At 39.2% G+C, this 14,623-nt stretch carries 18 protein-coding genes and 2 tRNA genes; 3 read left to right on the top strand and 17 right to left on the bottom strand.

Annotated features, from left to right (window positions below):
• Nucleotides 1–112 precede the first annotated feature (112 nt).
• On the bottom strand, nucleotides 113–1,801 hold the full coding sequence (gene argS, locus LMC10_RS02745; RefSeq protein ID WP_003668521.1) for an arginine--tRNA ligase: 1,689 nt from the start codon (nucleotides 1,799–1,801) through the stop codon (nucleotides 113–115).
• Between the two features lie 360 nt (nucleotides 1,802–2,161).
• On the opposite strand from argS, the gene thiD reads away from it, so the two are divergent.
• A complete protein-coding gene (gene thiD / locus LMC10_RS02740) occupies nucleotides 2,162–2,977 on the top strand; it encodes a bifunctional hydroxymethylpyrimidine kinase/phosphomethylpyrimidine kinase (protein WP_020843171.1) in 816 nt (271 codons plus the stop codon).
• Nucleotides 2,978–2,989: 12 nt separating this feature from the next.
• Nucleotides 2,990–3,928 (top strand): L-lactate dehydrogenase, encoded by a 939-nt coding sequence (locus LMC10_RS02735; protein ID WP_019252916.1) that lies wholly within the window; start codon nucleotides 2,990–2,992, stop codon nucleotides 3,926–3,928.
• Between the two features lie 51 nt (nucleotides 3,929–3,979).
• Here the strand turns inward: LMC10_RS02735 and LMC10_RS02730 are convergent.
• Together LMC10_RS02730 and LMC10_RS02725 are read right to left on the bottom strand one after the other, a co-directional pair.
• A tRNA-Gly gene (locus LMC10_RS02730) sits at nucleotides 3,980–4,050 on the bottom strand.
• Between the two features lie 63 nt (nucleotides 4,051–4,113).
• Entirely contained in the window at nucleotides 4,114–4,386 is a 273-nt protein-coding gene (locus tag LMC10_RS02725; protein WP_003664174.1) for a hypothetical protein, read from the bottom strand.
• A gap of 141 nt (nucleotides 4,387–4,527) precedes the next feature.
• On the opposite strand from LMC10_RS02725, the gene LMC10_RS02720 reads away from it, so the two are divergent.
• Nucleotides 4,528–4,863 carry a hypothetical protein gene (locus LMC10_RS02720; protein WP_003664176.1) on the top strand — a complete coding sequence of 112 codons (336 nt, stop codon included), beginning with the start codon at nucleotides 4,528–4,530 and terminating at the stop codon, nucleotides 4,861–4,863.
• On the opposite strand, the gene folP is transcribed toward LMC10_RS02720, so the two are convergent.
• The 14 genes from folP to LMC10_RS02650 all read right to left on the bottom strand — a co-directional run bounded on the left by folP (nucleotide 4,829) and on the right by LMC10_RS02650 (nucleotide 14,417).
• The gene (gene folP, locus LMC10_RS02715) at nucleotides 4,829–5,992 is read right to left on the bottom strand and encodes a dihydropteroate synthase (protein ID WP_229268855.1); all 1,164 of its coding nucleotides are present in this window, start codon (nucleotides 5,990–5,992) and stop codon (nucleotides 4,829–4,831) included. The two genes, LMC10_RS02720 and folP, sit on opposite strands and share 35 nt — an antisense overlap.
• 1 nt (nucleotide 5,993) lies before the next feature.
• Complete coding sequence (locus LMC10_RS02710) at nucleotides 5,994–6,581, bottom strand: dihydroneopterin triphosphate diphosphatase FolQ3 (protein ID WP_229268854.1); 588 nt, start codon at nucleotides 6,579–6,581, stop codon at nucleotides 5,994–5,996.
• Nucleotides 6,571–7,830: a bifunctional folylpolyglutamate synthase/dihydrofolate synthase gene (locus LMC10_RS02705; protein ID WP_229268853.1), complete on the bottom strand. Its 1,260-nt coding sequence runs from the start codon at nucleotides 7,828–7,830 to the stop codon at nucleotides 6,571–6,573. The genes LMC10_RS02710 and LMC10_RS02705 overlap by 11 nt, the downstream gene beginning before the upstream one ends.
• Nucleotides 7,817–8,395, bottom strand: coding sequence for a GTP cyclohydrolase I FolE (folE, locus tag LMC10_RS02700; protein ID WP_229268852.1), 579 nt, complete (start codon nucleotides 8,393–8,395; stop codon nucleotides 7,817–7,819). The genes LMC10_RS02705 and folE overlap by 14 nt, the downstream gene beginning before the upstream one ends.
• Nucleotides 8,377–8,889, bottom strand: a complete 513-nt coding sequence (gene folK / locus LMC10_RS02695) for a 2-amino-4-hydroxy-6-hydroxymethyldihydropteridine diphosphokinase (protein WP_229268851.1) — start codon at nucleotides 8,887–8,889, stop codon at nucleotides 8,377–8,379. The genes folE and folK overlap by 19 nt, the downstream gene beginning before the upstream one ends.
• A gap of 2 nt (nucleotides 8,890–8,891) precedes the next feature.
• Nucleotides 8,892–9,251: a dihydroneopterin aldolase gene (gene folB, locus LMC10_RS02690; RefSeq protein ID WP_078009455.1), complete on the bottom strand. Its 360-nt coding sequence runs from the start codon at nucleotides 9,249–9,251 to the stop codon at nucleotides 8,892–8,894.
• 63 nt (nucleotides 9,252–9,314) lie between these two features.
• The gene (locus tag LMC10_RS02685) at nucleotides 9,315–9,710 is read right to left on the bottom strand and encodes an ASCH domain-containing protein (RefSeq protein WP_229268850.1); all 396 of its coding nucleotides are present in this window, start codon (nucleotides 9,708–9,710) and stop codon (nucleotides 9,315–9,317) included.
• A 76-nt stretch (nucleotides 9,711–9,786) separates the two neighbouring features.
• Nucleotides 9,787–9,870 (bottom strand) — tRNA-Leu (locus LMC10_RS02680).
• An 82-nt stretch (nucleotides 9,871–9,952) separates the two neighbouring features.
• Nucleotides 9,953–10,231, bottom strand: coding sequence for a heavy metal-binding domain-containing protein (locus LMC10_RS02675; protein ID WP_003664194.1), 279 nt, complete (start codon nucleotides 10,229–10,231; stop codon nucleotides 9,953–9,955).
• Nucleotides 10,232–10,574: 343 nt separating this feature from the next.
• The gene (locus LMC10_RS02670; RefSeq protein ID WP_229268849.1) at nucleotides 10,575–11,255 is read right to left on the bottom strand and encodes a CPBP family intramembrane glutamic endopeptidase; all 681 of its coding nucleotides are present in this window, start codon (nucleotides 11,253–11,255) and stop codon (nucleotides 10,575–10,577) included.
• Complete coding sequence (locus LMC10_RS02665; RefSeq protein ID WP_003670806.1) at nucleotides 11,239–11,484, bottom strand: hypothetical protein; 246 nt, start codon at nucleotides 11,482–11,484, stop codon at nucleotides 11,239–11,241. The genes LMC10_RS02670 and LMC10_RS02665 overlap by 17 nt, the downstream gene beginning before the upstream one ends.
• 246 nt (nucleotides 11,485–11,730) lie before the next feature.
• Nucleotides 11,731–12,654: a ribokinase gene (gene rbsK, locus LMC10_RS02660; RefSeq protein ID WP_229268848.1), complete on the bottom strand. Its 924-nt coding sequence runs from the start codon at nucleotides 12,652–12,654 to the stop codon at nucleotides 11,731–11,733.
• A gap of 56 nt (nucleotides 12,655–12,710) precedes the next feature.
• Nucleotides 12,711–13,727, bottom strand: a complete 1,017-nt coding sequence (rbsR, locus tag LMC10_RS02655; protein ID WP_182589128.1) for a ribose utilization transcriptional repressor RbsR — start codon at nucleotides 13,725–13,727, stop codon at nucleotides 12,711–12,713.
• A gap of 81 nt (nucleotides 13,728–13,808) precedes the next feature.
• Nucleotides 13,809–14,417 carry a hypothetical protein gene (locus LMC10_RS02650; protein WP_229268847.1) on the bottom strand — a complete coding sequence of 203 codons (609 nt, stop codon included), beginning with the start codon at nucleotides 14,415–14,417 and terminating at the stop codon, nucleotides 13,809–13,811.
• Between the last annotated feature and the right edge of the window lie 206 nt (nucleotides 14,418–14,623).

Below are 14,623 nucleotides of genomic sequence, written 5' to 3'. Positions count from 1 at the left end.
GCAAATGGAAGATATTTTCTCCGCCAGCTTTACCAGAAATTAAAAATGAAGAGACTGGAGAAAAACTTATTCTCTCAAGTCTCTTCACACTAATATTTAATAGTTATAACGATTACATCTCATCTGGTGCCTTGATATCAAGTAAGTCAAGGGCTGACTTGAGCACATCACTAACTGCTTGAGTAAGAGCTAACCGTGCTGGTTGAGCTTCGTCCTTATCAAGAATCCGCGTGTGAGCGTAGTATTGGTTAAACTTCTTAGCCAATTCAAGGGCATATTTAGCGATTACTGATGGATCGTAGTTTAATGCAGCCCGCTTGATTGCTTCGCTGTATTGGCCAAGGAAGCTGATTAATTCCCAAGCTTCAGCACCGGCCTTTGTCAAGTCAACATCACTAAAGTCCCGGATGCCACCCTTACGTAAGATACTCTCAGCACGAGCACGAGCATATTGAACATAAGGACCAGTTTCACCTTCAAACTTAACAACATCTTCAAGCTTGAAGTTAACAGCATTCCGACGGTAGTTCTTTAAATCGTGGAAGATAACGGCACCAACACCGACTTCTTTAGCAACTTCATCAGCGTTTTCAAGGTCAGGGTTCTTTTCGGCAATTTGCTTCCGTGCTAAATCAATAGAATCATTCAATACGTCTTCAAGGGAAACAACATTACCCTTCCGCGTAGACATTTTCTTACCATTTAAGTTCATTAAACCAAAGGAGATGTGTTCAATTTGATCCCACCAGTTGAAGCCCATTTCCTTTAAGGCCGCACGTAATTGCTTAAAGTAAGTTTCTTGTTCGGCCCCAACAACGTAAAGGGACTTAGCATGACCATACATCCGCTTCCGGAAAAGTGCAGTTGCCAAGTCACGAGTGATGTACGTTGTCGTTCCATTACTCTTGATGATTAGCAATGGTGGTAAGTTATATTCATCAAGGTCAACAATTTCTGCACCACGACTAGGCTTCAATAAGTCCTTATCCCGTAACAATTGGATAGGTTCTTCCATCTTTTGAGCAGAGAAAGCTTCTCCATTGAATGAGTCGAAGTTAACATCTAGCATCTTGTAAACACGTTGGAACCGTTCAAGAGAAACTTCACGGAACCAGTGCCAAAGCCGCCATGCTTCTTCGTCACCATGTTCAAGTTTAGCAAACCAGTTACGACCTGCTTCAGTGTATTCTGGATGTTCGTCAGCTTCATTATTGATCCGCACATAGTACTTAAGCAAAGTATTAATTGGATCCTTCTTAACTTCCGCTTCGTCTCCCCACATCTCATAAGCAGCCATTAACTTACCAAATTGCGTACCCCAATCACCAAGGTAGTCAATCCGAATCAAGTTGTAGTTAACTTTTTCAAGAATCCGGGCAACAGCTTCACCAATCATGGTTGAACGAAGGTGACCCATTCCCATCGGCTTAGCAATGTTTGGTGATGAATAATCAATCGTAACATTTGATTGGTGACCAAGATCAATCTCACCATAATGTTCAGGATCTGCTAAGATAGTTTGCAAAATCTTAGCACCAACTTGAGCTTTATCAAGGAAGAAGTTGATATATGGTCCTGCAACAACTACCTTTTCAAAACCATTTTGGTCAACCTTTTCAACTAATTCACTTGCAATCATTTGCGGTGCCTTATGTAAGGTCTTAGCTAAGAAGAATGTTGGGAAAGCGTAATCCCCATTACTAGAATCTTTTGGCCGTTCAATCTTAGCTTCAATTTCTTTAACATCCATCTCTGGCAATGCTTGTGCCAATGCAGCTGCAACTTGTTGCTTATCGCTCATATATATTCCTCCTTATACTTATAAAAAAACGCCCCTAATAAGCATAATGCTTACTAGAGACGAGATTTACCCGCGGTACCACTCTAATTGAATTAGAATTCCACTCATTCATTGATTTAATTGAAACATCTGAGGCACGCCTTCACAAATCGAAAAGCCCCTAACTCTCATCAACAAAGGGTCGCTGTAGATTTCAAAATGCTACTACTCCTCAAATCCTATTTTCATACTCAATTATTATAACAAATTTAGATTTAAAAACAAGGACTAATCTACAAGGGTGAGTTATTGCTTTTCTCTTACTTATTATATGTTACAATTATTATCATTAAATAATAATGAAAGGTTGATGAGTTATTTATGACAAACCCTACAATTCAAGCTGTCACAATTGCAGGTCATGATTCGGACGGGAGTGCTGGAATGCCCGCTGACCTTCATGCCTTTTTTGCGGATGGCGTATATGGTCACGGTATTTTAACTGCCGCTGTTTCCGGAAATTCTTACGGGATCACCTCTTCCCAAGTAATGCCGCAAGAATTTATTGCCGAACAGTTTAAGGTATTAAGTGAAGATTTTGACATCAAAGCAGCCAAAACTGGAATGCTTGCTAATGACGATGTAATTAATGTCGTTGCTGATAACTATTCGCCTGAACATTTTGGCCCGTTAGTTGTTGACCCTGTGATTATTACTAAGCACGGTGCAATGTTGCTTGAACAATCCGCCTATGAACTATTTCGTGAACGAATTATTCCCCTTGCAACTGTTATTACCCCTAATTTCTATGAAGCACAAAAATTAACAGGAATTGAAATGACCACAGATGAAGAACGGGTTAAAGCAGCTCATTATCTTCAAGACTTAGGGGCAAAAAATGTGGTGATTAAGGGCGCACATAATGATGATAGCCAAACAACTGTTGATGACTTTGTTCTTCTTGAAGACGGTGATAGCTTCTGGCTCAGAAAACCTTTTGTTAAGACTGATCGATTGAATGGAACCGGGGATAGCTTTTCCGCGATCATTGCTGCCGAGCTTGCGAAGGGAAATAATGTTAAAATAGCAGTAACAAAGGCTAAAGATGCCGTTTACGCAGCAATCGCAAATCCATTAACGGTTGGTCATAAATTTGGCCCAATCAATCATTGGGATGCGCAAAAGGAGCTGCATTAGGAGGAATTTTTGATGCTTGATACGTATAGGCACAAAGTTGTATTAATAGGTGACGGGGCTGTCGGCTCATCATTTGCATTTTCATTATTGCAGTCAACAAATGAGGTCGATGAATTGGTACTGGTGGATCGTACAAGGTCAAAAGCAGTTGGGGATGCGGCTGATCTTGCTGATATTACACCCCTGACAAACCCAGTAAAGATTTATGCGGGAACCTATGAAGATGCTGCTGATGCTGACGTAGTTGTTATTACGGCTGGGATTCCCCGTAAACCTGGTGAAACTCGTTTAGACCTTGTTAATAAAAACACTACGATTCTTAAGTCAATTATTGAACCAATTGTCAAAAGCGGATTCACTGGTGTTTTCGTTATCTCGAGCAATCCTGTTGATATCCTTACAACAATTGCGCAGCGAATCAGCGGGTTTCCTAAAGAACGTGTTATTGGGACCGGAACTTCTCTTGATTCAATGCGGCTACGGGTCCTCTTAAGCAAGAAATTACACCTATCCGTCAATGTCATCGATGCCTTAATGCTTGGCGAACATGGTGATACTTCTTTTGCGGCCTTTAATGAAATCACAATCGGTGGAAAGGCCCTCAATACAATTACTGCCCTTTCAAATACTGATAAAAGTGAAATTGAAAAAGCAGTTCACGAAGCTGGCAGTCAAATAATTGCCAATAAAGGGGCTACTTTCTACGGAATTGCTAAATGCCTCTCGTATATTACACGGGCAATCATCGAAAACCGTAATCTTGTCCTACCGATTTCGGCTCCGCTTGATGGACAGTACGGAATTAAGGGCCTGTACTTAGGAACGCCTGCCATCATTAATAGTCAAGGAATCGGCCAGGTCGTTGAATATCCATTAACATCAGATGAAGTTAAAAAGATGCAACAGTCTGCTGAAGCAATGCATCAAGTTTTAGCGAAGATTGAGATCTAAAAAAGCTGAGGCTGGGAGAAAATTTTCTCTCAGCCTCAGCTTTTTCATAAGAGCGGGTAACGAGAATCGAACTCGCGACGCAACCTTGGGAAGGTTGAGTTTTACCACTAAACTATACCCGCATTAACTAACTAAGTTCAACACTTAGTTAGTATATACCTCTTCTAATTATTTGTCATCTTTTTTTAAGATTTTTTTGAAGATTTAGCATCTTCTGCTGTTTCTTCGTCATCCTTTTTTTCTTCACGAGGAACAGCTTTTACCATCTTAGCTTCTTTTTGGCGAATAACAGCGCGGCCATTTAATTCGTTAACCCCGCTTTTATCAGACGGATCAAAATCTTGGATAGATACCATAATTGAATTAGTATAAACCTTTTCAACAACACCAGAAAATTCATGTTCGAGGGGACCGAATTTCTTTCCTTTTACAATATCGCCAATTTCAAAATCTGCCACTTGATTTCACCTCAAATATTATTTATTTTTACGCAAGCAATATACGTACCATACACTTTTTTTATTATATTTTCAAGTCAAAAGCATATAGTCAGTTTCTCTCATTAATGCTAAAATCAAAGCCGAAAGGAGTTTACCCATATGTTAAAAATAATAGTGGCGGTCTTAATCATTATTTTGATTCTCACCACTACCACTGGTCTGCATGCAAAAATTGAACGGAAAGTGACTAACTGGCTTGAACTAAGCCGTTTATTCTTTTTTCTTTTATTGACCGCTTCGATTGTCCACACCTTTCTTCATTTTAAAACTCAGCTTCTGAGCAACCTAGTATGGATCATCTTTTTAATTCTAATCTATATCTTAATGGAAACTGCTTTCCGCCTTAAACGGGAAACATTTGGCAATCCCTATCTAACAGCCTTACTTTTTATTGCCCTTATTATTGCCTTTGGGATTGGCTGTTGGTGGATCTAAACCAGTAACTATTTTCAACAGTATCGATCATTTTCACTAACTGACTAGTTTCCTCAACATCATGAACTCGTAAAACACGACCGCCTCGCAAATACATTGCTGTCTCAGCAATCAATGTTACGCCGAGACGGTCTTCTTTTGCTAGATTAAATAATTTTTGACCAAAACCTTTTCGGGAGATCGCAACCATAATTGGGCGATGGAGGTAATTAAGCTGGTCAATGTTGCGCATCATCGCATAATCTTGGTAACCGTCAGCAACCTTTGCATACCCAATTCCTTGGTCTAAAATCACTCGTTCAAGATCAATACCAGCAGCCGCTATTGTCCCAAGATTGTGTTCAAAGAATTTCTGCATCGCTACGGTGAGATTATCATAGTCATGGGTTCGGCTGCTATGCATCGTTACCATTCCAACATTTGCCTTAGCCATCAAAATTAGTTTTTGTTTTGAATTAAATGCCTGCACATCATTGATAATATCTACCCCGGCCTCAATTGCCGCTGCCATTACCGGGAGTTTATACGTATCAACTGCGATCGCAATCTGGGGATAGTTTTCACGAAGAAGCTGAATAGCCGGCATAATTCGCGCAATTTCTTCTTCCGGATCAACCTCTTTAAAGCCACCCGGTTTCGTAGTTTGCCCACCGACTTCAATTACATTTGCACCGGCTGCTACCATCTTAGCAATTTGATTGACGATAGCGGAGTGGGATTGAAATTTGCCTCCATCATAAAACGAGTCAGGAGTTACATTTAAAATCCCATAAATCACTGGTTGCTCTGTCAGATCAAAAGTAAACCGACCTGCATGCCAAATAATTTGATGATGACGGTAAACCTGCTCAAGAGAAGCGATTAATTCTTGGTCGTTCTCCCACCGCTCTTTCACCCGCGCTATTAGTTCTTTTAGAGAAAGGAACGGAAAAGAAAATTCTACGCGCTTTTCAACACAAGCGACGGGGGTATCAAAATGACGGATAAATCGCTCTACCATTCCAGCCGTCTCCACATCTGGACACTCCCACGTCAATAAAAGCTGCTGATGGCGATTAACTTGGTCGGCTAAGATCGCGGACACTAACTTCGAATGGTCTTTAGTAACTAACTTTTCAGTAACTTTCATTTCATTCTCCTAATTGATCTAATAAATTTTTAACAGCCCGTGCACGATGTAAATAAGAAATGCGGGTCGGCTGGTCCATTTCGGCAAGTGTTTGTGATTCGCCAGCTGGAATAAAAATCCGATCAAACCCCGTCGCATTGACTCCGCGTTCGGCATGAGCAATCGTCCCCTTTAATTGACCATGACCAATTTTAACCACTTGATTATTTATCGCTAGGGCAATGGTTGTTTTCATTATAAATTGTCGTGACTTACCATCGACTAAATGGATCAAGTAATCATTTAAATCACCATTGGGAACTTCTTGCGCCAATTCCCGCGCTGTCTGCACCCCGTACTTTCTAGGAAAAGCCGGGAGTTCTAAGCCAGAATCATCGGCAATTATTTTTGCTGCTGGTAGCTGTTGACTGATAAAAAGGGCCTTCGCCTTTGCATTTTCTTCATAGCTCACTGTTGATTCAGGAGGAAAAGCTTGTTGCGGCAAATTTTTTCGATACCCCTCACCATGTTGGCGGTAAAAATTTAGAATGGTTTCGATTTCTTTAATTTTATGAATATTATGGGTTGCAATAATAAAATTATTTTTCATCTAAATTGGCCTCGATATCTTTAATCGTATAAAAAGAACCCGTTACAACAATTAAATCGTTCGGCTCTGCAATCTTTTTTGCCACCACTAACCCTTTTCGGGGATTATCAGCAAGAATCGCTTGAGGCAGAGCTGATTTTAACGCACTTGCTTCAAGGGCGCGGGTCGGATGGTCAGGAGTAGTAATTATTATCTCATCTGCCATTTGCTGATAAATTTTAACCATCTGACTAATATTTTTATCAGCAAGAAAACCAAGAACCATAATTACTTTATTATGGGGAAACTTAGAGATAGTTTCGGTAAGTTGTTTGGCTGCATCTGGATTATGAGCCCCGTCCAAAATAATAGAAGGATGATCAGCGATTTTCTGCATTCGACCAGCAATCTTCACTGTCGCAAGCGTTGATAGTAAAGGCTGCCAAGAAGTAACAAGTCTTCGTTGAAAAAGAAAATTAAATACACTGACAACGGTGCCCAAATTTTCACTTTGAAATGTCCCTAATAAATTAAAAGGAGCTTTATAAATTTTATGATTAACTTTCAGGATTGCCTTCCCATCAATAATTGACTGGGCATCTGCTTGCGTTAATCCCACTCTTTGCTGATGAGCCTTTTCCTTGATAATTGTGAGAGTGTCTTTTTCTTGGTGCGGCGCTAAAAACACTTGCTTAGTCCCATTCTTGATAATCCCTGCTTTAGCTTGGGCAATTTGAGTAATCGTTGGGCCTAAGATCCGCGTATGGTCAAGGGCAACATGCGTTATCACACTAATAAAAGGCGCATTGATAATATTGGTTGCATCATCTCGACCGCCTAACCCGCATTCAATGACTGCCCAATCCACTTTTTGATCCGCAAAATATTGCAGCATTATTAAGGTCCACCACTCAAAAATGGTAATATCATCAGGCGAAAGATCAATTGGCAAGCATTCGGTGATCTTTTGGTAAGTCATTGCAAAATCTTTTTTACTAATCAAATGGTCATTAACCTTAATTTGCTCCCGATCATCTACCAAAGCAGGACTGCTAAAATAGCCGACCCGGTATCCAGCATTTTGCAAACCCTGTTCTAACATTGTTCCGGTCGAGCCTTTTCCGTTTGTCCCCGCAATATGGATAATTTTAAATCGCTGGTCAGGATTTTCTAAACGAGTAAGAATTCGTCGTAAAAATTTTACCCGATCCTGTTGTCCTCCCAGCATTTGGCGATTAAAGCGCGCGTTAATTTGTTCATAGGTCTGCACGATAATTCCTCGTTTGATTTAGAAATTCTTGTTTCAAATCACGGTCAGTCTTAAATTGACCTGTAAATTTATCAGTATAAGTAAATTGACCAGCCTTATTAACACCCCGCATTTCCATACAAAGGTGGCGGGCCGCAATGGTTACTGCAATCCCGGCTGGATCAAGAATTCGTTGCAACTCGGCTGCTAAATCTGTTGTAACGCGTTCTTGCATCCCCGGTTTTTTCGTTACAAAATCTAACAACCGGGGAATTTTACTGAGGCCAATAACTTTCTTATCTTTAGGAACATAAGCCACATTCGCGTATCCAAAAAATGGCAGCAAATGGTGTTCACACATTGAATAAAAAGGAATGTGCTGTACTAATACCATTTCTGGCACATCATCAACATGAAAGACCTTATAGTTCGCCACTTCTTCTGGTTGATGGTTAAGAGAAGAAAAAACTTCTTGGTACATTTTGGCAACGCGTTGGGGTGTCTCTGCCAATCCTTCTCGTTCCGGATCTTCACCGATTGCAATTAATAAATCTTTAACAGCCTTTGCTATTTTTTGTTGGTCCATGAAAATACCTCTCGTCCATATATCTTTTTAAGCCAATTATGGTCTGGAGTCTTATTTAACAAATGATCCAATTGTTGATAATAAGGATCATTTTGATTAGTAATTTCGCGCATTGGTAATAAAACAAACTGCCGGTTAGCCATTTCTGGATGAGGGATCGTTAATGTTGGGGTTTTAATATGTTGATGACCAAAATCAATAATATCAAGGTCAATTGTCCGTGGTCCCCAATGAATGAGCCGGCGTCGATGTAACTCTTGTTCGATATTGTGAAGGTGGTCGAGGAGTTGCTGAGCTGTTAACCCAGTTGCAACCTTAACCGCAATATTGTAAAAAGAATCTTGTTTGACACCTCCCACCGGTTCTGTTTCATACACTGAGGAGATCGCCGTAATATCAATTTTAGGCGGCACATTCAGCATCTGAATAGCTTTTTGAAGATTTGCTAACCGGTCGCCCATATTACTGCCAATGCTTAGGTAAGCTTCAGTCATAATTACTTGCTCCCTGCTACTTCAATTTCGACATTATCAAAAATTCCGGCAATCGGCACACTATACTTACGAATACGAAGGCGAATACCATTAAGCATTGGGTATGTCTTGAAAAGCTCATGTAATAAATTATTGGCAAGGCTCTCAATCAAATTGTAATTATGGTGGGCAACAAACTCCGCAATTGTTTCATAAACATCAGCGTAACTGACAGTTTCTTCTAATTCATCGGTTTTAACCATCGTTTCAATTGGGTAGTCCATTTCACAGTCAATTTCAATTTTTTGACCAAGCTTTTTCTCTTCCGCAAACACACCATTGTAAGTATTAAATGCCATGTTGTTAATTCTAATCTTTCCGATAAGCTATTGCCCCTTCATTTTTTATTTTCTATCATAACGCATAAGTTAGTTGGTGAAAATATCTTAATAGATTAAGGGCGCAATATTTTCTTGGTACCATTGTTCCCCAGCTTTTGAGAAAGGATTAGTAAACGGCGCAGGTTTAATCAAGCGGTCATCGACATTAAACAATTTTAACTGTCCTTTAACTTTTAATGGTTCAATCCAATAAGAACCACCTTCCTCAAAGGGTGCAATCACCCATGCATAATATTTTTGTTCACCGTCATATCGTTCCTCAATTCCAGTGATCTTAGCAACACATAAGGCATGACCAACTACCGCCCCACGTGTCTTCTTCGCACTATTGCAAATTAGGAGGTCACCACGATATTTAGTTGTCCATGTCCGGTATTCCTCTGTTTTTGTGCCATTTAAGATTTCCATTCCATATTTGGGATGAATTGATAAAGCTTTCATCTTGGTCTTCCTTTGCAGTTTTATTTCAATATAAAGAAAAAAGCCCGGCAAATCAATGTTTACCGAGCTATGATGATGCCTCAGGCAGGATTCGAACCTGTACATGGATAACCATACAACGACCTGAACGTTGCGCGTCTGCCAGTTCCGCCACTGAGGCACTAACTATTTTGTAACATTATTAAGTATACCGAACTCATCAAAAATTACAAGTATTTTTATTTACAATCCTCAATTTGCTCTTATTTAACAAATTGAATCATTGTTCCATATGCGGTTAGGACCAAGAATTTGGGTGCAACCTGCATATTGGCAACATCCGTAGTAAAACGAACCCCAACAACACCATCAGCACCTTTTTCACTGGCCCGTCGCTTTAATTTTTCTTGAACATCACTAAATAATTGGTCCATGGACTCAAATGAATCAATTGCTTCGGTAGGCATCGCTAAATGACTGGTGGCATTGACAATCCCTAAAATGCGGTGGGCTTGAGGAAATCCCTCAGTTGATAAAAACATCTATTATCCTCCCTAAATTCTTTACCATTTAAAAATAACAAAGAGGCCGGAACATTTCCAGCCTCTTTTGTTTATTGCGGAAAGAATCTGCTACTTTGCTAGGGAACTAATTATTAATTCATTTTGATTCTAACTTCCGCAAAGTCGCATTTATATCATCAACCTAGTGCACCCTGGTGACCTTATTACATAAATATTCAGTCTAAGATTTCATGTCACACTTATGTTGCTTCTAGCCTACTATTAATTTCTTCGGTGCTAGATTGATATAGGAGATCTTACTATTCTAATCTTTCCACACTTATAATGTACCATCAATTGTAAGCGATTTCAAGAAGTAACTTTAGATAACTTGAACCAAGAGAACATACATCGCAATCGCATTATTAATCATATGAATTGCAATCGAATTTCGAATGTCATCCGTTCGCAAATAAACATATGCTAAGACCATCCCCATATAAGCATAGATCAAAAAGCTAATGGGGTTGGTACTCATATGACCGGTAGAAAAGATTACCCCCGAGAGGATAACTTTCGGCCAAATGTTGCCACGCTTAAAGAACATATTTGTCAATGTACCACGAAAAATAAATTCTTCAGCAATTGGACTTAGAATAACTGCCGAAAAACAAAATACGATCGTAATTACTTCATTATGACCAAGCATGCTTCCTAGTGCCGCATTGTTCGCTGTTTCAGTTTGATGATAGATAAGTTGATTAAGATAGCTAAGAACATCCATTCCCAAAATAATCGCTAGGTAACCACCGATAATCCAGCCAACCTTTATTCCCGCTGGCTGTCCTAATTGGTTATAAGTTTCATATGTCCGGTGTGCCCACCAAATAATCGCTAGCATTAAACAGATGAATAAGACCATGAACCCGTCCACGATAAGCTGGTTGGTCTTTGAATAACGTAGAGCAAAATTAACTGCAATCGGGGGAATCTCAATTGCAATTAACATCAGCGCAATTAAAATCACCCTAAATATCCACGATTGTTTAATTACTTTTATCATTATTTTTCTCTTCCTTTGCCCGTTTCTCACGCATTCGTTGAATACTCCACCGGGTAGAAATTTTTGTCACAATGATGTTTGCAACCACGAAGCCAATTACCCAGAGAAGGTACATTACCCAGCCAGAGATATAATGTTCGGCAGTTAGCCATACGAGGATCGCAAAGATGATAAATGGCGGAATAACCACCTTAAGAATAAATTCTGCTTTCACAAAGAAAACCTCCATTATTATTTGTTCAACAGTTTACTAAATTGATACGTTAAGCGCAAGGTTACTGAAAAAGATAGAAAAGGACTGTGACATAAGTTAAGTTACTTTCATAAAAAGCGAATACGCAGTACAACAATGGCCTTCAACGTCCGGCAAACCCGAACGTTGAAGGCCTATTGTTGCTTGCGGGGGCTCGAAAACGAAGTCACAAGTGACTTCTGTCTCGCTCCCTCCCCATTTTTAATTTGTATTTAAATAAATCTAGTTATTCTTTGATGCAGCAACTACTTCGTCATAAGTAGGAATTGATGGTAATGCACCAAGTTTTTGAACAGCTAATGAACTTGCACGTTGAGCGTAAACAATCGCCTTCTCAATGTTACTCATATCAGGCTTTAATTGGGATGAAAGAGCACCGATAAATGTATCACCAGCGGCAGTGGTATCAACAGCATTAACCTTAAAAGCAGGAATAAAGTTGTAGCCATCTTGAGTACAGTAGAAGGCACCCTTTGCCCCAACAGTAATAATTAAGTTACGGACACCCATTTGAGCAAACTTTGCGGCTGACATAAGCATTGAAGTTTCGTCTGTAATAATAATCCCTGTTAAAGCAGCACTTTCTGTTTCATTTGGAATGATTAAGTCTGTTAACTTCAATAAGTCAGGGTTAATTTCATGAGCAGGAGCAGGATTTAAGATTGTCTTTACACCATTTTCCTTTGCAATTTGGAATGCCCGTAGAGTAGCTTCTTGTGGAGTTTCAAATTGAGCAATTACAAAATCAGCAGCGGCAATTTGATCACGAGCATCTTCTACTTCCTTAATGCTTAATTGTTGGTTAGCTCCTCCGTACACTAAGATACTGTTTTGACCACTTTCATCAAGCAAGATGGCTGCAGATCCAGTACCTGCTTGATCGTCAACGTGGATCCCTGTTGTGTCGACGTTGTTGTTCTTGAGGTCATTGATCATCATCTTACCACCAGCGTCATCACCAACTTGACCAACAAAAGCTGTTTCAGCGCCTGAACGAGCAGCAGCCACGGCTTGGTTTGCTCCCTTTCCCCCAGCAGCATTAGTCTTGCTTAAAGCGGCAATTGTTTCCCCAGGTAATGGCATCCGCTTAACTTTCATTGTTGTATCAACATTTAAACTACCTACAATTGTTACATGATTTGTCATTTGTTTATTTCCTCCTTAAACAATTGGCATCTAATTGATAATATCATCATACCATATTATTTTGGACGATAGGAACTTGTACTATCTCGTTTAATTAATTTTACTGGAAAGTTTTGAACGCGGGCTTCCGCACTACTATGACTAATCTGTTCAATGAGCATTTTAGTAGCTCCAGCACCAAGGTCAAAAATTGGCTGTTGCACCGTAGTTAATCGTGGATAAACATAGTCGTCCCAGTAGATATTATCATAACCAATTACAGAAATATCTTCGGGAACTTTAACGTCTAATTCATGCAATCCTCGCAATAATCCAATTGCCATCTCATCGTTCGCCGCAAAAACAGCAGAAGCACCAGTTGCTAAAACATCTTTTGCTGCTTTATATCCGCCATCCTTCGTCAAGGGTGCTCGAATAACATCGTGAATAGGATCTAAACTTAGGTTATTTTCTTTAATAATATTTTTGAACCCATTCATTCGGTGATTTAAATTTTCAGTAGGGTTATCAGAGGTAAGAACGGCAATATGTTTGTGACCAAGTTCGATGAGGTGTTTAGCCGCGATTTGACCACCAAGGTAATCATTCGTTTGAACTCGATCACCCTCCTGCGTATGATTCTGATCAAACAAGATATAAGGAATCTCATTAAAGGAGATAACTTCTTTAATTGTCTCTGTAGTCATCGTGGCACTAGCAATCACTAATCCACTAATTGATCGTTCAATCATCTGGGAAAGGTAATATTTTTCCAATTTTGGGTCACGGTTGGCACTAAAGACAAGTGGAATAAATTCTGCTTCACGGGCAATACTCTGCACTCCCTCGACAAAAGTACCAAAAAATGGGTTAGCAATATTAGGAACTAATACCCCAATTGTCTTGGCACTCTTTAAAATTAAATTCCGAGCATTAAAGTCAGGAACGTATTTATATTTGTCCCGTAATGCTAAAACTCGTTCCTGAGTTGCTGTGCTGAATCGATCGCCTTTATTATTTAAAATTTGCGAAACAGTGGTTACAGAAACACCAGCTTCTTTTGCTAAATCACGAATTGTTATTTTCTTTTTCATGGCTGTTCAACCTCTTTAGTAAACAGTTTTATCTAGTTAATAATATTTAATTAATTTAAACTATCTCAACTCATATTGCAATCACATTTCGTTAAAAATATCATTAAAAATCTGTTTCCCGGTTGCCATCTGAGTACCACGAACACGGAGATAGTCAATCTTTGCTCGCAAAATATCATATTCCCACAATGATGACAGGTCATGGTCATTATAGTAATGAATTGTTACTTTAATGGGTGTGAGATCAGTAATTATTCCTGTAAAATCATCACTCCCCTTATACTTTTCAGTGCCAATCACAACTGGAAGGCGGTTCTCATAGGAATCATTGAGAAGATTTGATAATAGGTCCCCCTGGGTAATTTCTGGATGGTTATCAATAAAATTTTGCACTTGCCAAATATCAAAATAGTTGTGATCATGGGCAACTTTAGTTTTTTCAGAAACCGTCATTAAGTAGTCACTATGGCGTTCTGTATAAAGAATGCTCTTAATCCGAATAGCAATTAAGCCGTTGATTTTACCATCCCAGTCAATACTGATCATCAAACAAAATACTGGATCGAGGGCAACGACAAATCCGACATTAAAATAATCATCATTTGGCAAGTTATGAACCTCAATCAATGTTCCTTGCTGCTTGGCCATTGTTAATTGAACGCGATTCTCACTTTCACTTTCTTTTCTCATCTTTACTTCCTTAATATTAATTTTTCACATGATTAGATTTTTAAAATTTAATCACATCTCTACTTTTATTATAATCGCTAACAATGTAGATGTGATAACTTTTACCACGATAAGTTAAATCTGGTAACCACCAAATATTGTAAAATTAGGTGTGTCATTCCACAATATTTTGTAGTAAGATATTTTTTGTGACAAAAAAGTAAAGA

Source organism: Limosilactobacillus reuteri subsp. simiae (assembly GCF_020784875.1).
GTDB classification, from domain to species: domain Bacteria; phylum Bacillota; class Bacilli; order Lactobacillales; family Lactobacillaceae; genus Limosilactobacillus; species Limosilactobacillus reuteri_H.
This window is presented reverse-complemented; position numbering and strand designations above follow the sequence as displayed.

What these genes read in the sequence shown, in the direction of transcription:
- rbsR (WP_182589128.1), bottom strand. Translation starts at nt 13,727, where the DNA reads ATGAAAAAGAAAATAACAATTCGTGATTTAGCAAAAGAAGCTGGTGTT.
- LMC10_RS02710 (WP_229268854.1), bottom strand. Translation starts at nt 6,581, where the DNA reads ATGAAAAATAATTTTATTATTGCAACCCATAATATTCATAAAATTAAA.
- argS (WP_003668521.1), bottom strand. Translation starts at nt 1,801, where the DNA reads ATGAGCGATAAGCAACAAGTTGCAGCTGCATTGGCACAAGCATTGCCA.
- LMC10_RS02670 (WP_229268849.1), bottom strand. Translation starts at nt 11,255, where the DNA reads ATGATAAAAGTAATTAAACAATCGTGGATATTTAGGGTGATTTTAATT.
- LMC10_RS02720 (WP_003664176.1), top strand. Translation starts at nt 4,528, where the DNA reads ATGTTAAAAATAATAGTGGCGGTCTTAATCATTATTTTGATTCTCACC.
- LMC10_RS02735 (WP_019252916.1), top strand. Translation starts at nt 2,990, where the DNA reads ATGCTTGATACGTATAGGCACAAAGTTGTATTAATAGGTGACGGGGCT.
- LMC10_RS02665 (WP_003670806.1), bottom strand. Translation starts at nt 11,484, where the DNA reads ATGGAGGTTTTCTTTGTGAAAGCAGAATTTATTCTTAAGGTGGTTATT.
- LMC10_RS02650 (WP_229268847.1), bottom strand. Translation starts at nt 14,417, where the DNA reads ATGAGAAAAGAAAGTGAAAGTGAGAATCGCGTTCAATTAACAATGGCC.
- rbsK (WP_229268848.1), bottom strand. Translation starts at nt 12,654, where the DNA reads ATGACAAATCATGTAACAATTGTAGGTAGTTTAAATGTTGATACAACA.
- folK (WP_229268851.1), bottom strand. Translation starts at nt 8,889, where the DNA reads ATGACTGAAGCTTACCTAAGCATTGGCAGTAATATGGGCGACCGGTTA.
- thiD (WP_020843171.1), top strand. Translation starts at nt 2,162, where the DNA reads ATGACAAACCCTACAATTCAAGCTGTCACAATTGCAGGTCATGATTCG.
- LMC10_RS02675 (WP_003664194.1), bottom strand. Translation starts at nt 10,231, where the DNA reads ATGTTTTTATCAACTGAGGGATTTCCTCAAGCCCACCGCATTTTAGGG.
- folE (WP_229268852.1), bottom strand. Translation starts at nt 8,395, where the DNA reads ATGGACCAACAAAAAATAGCAAAGGCTGTTAAAGATTTATTAATTGCA.
- folP (WP_229268855.1), bottom strand. Translation starts at nt 5,992, where the DNA reads ATGAAAGTTACTGAAAAGTTAGTTACTAAAGACCATTCGAAGTTAGTG.
- LMC10_RS02685 (WP_229268850.1), bottom strand. Translation starts at nt 9,710, where the DNA reads ATGAAAGCTTTATCAATTCATCCCAAATATGGAATGGAAATCTTAAAT.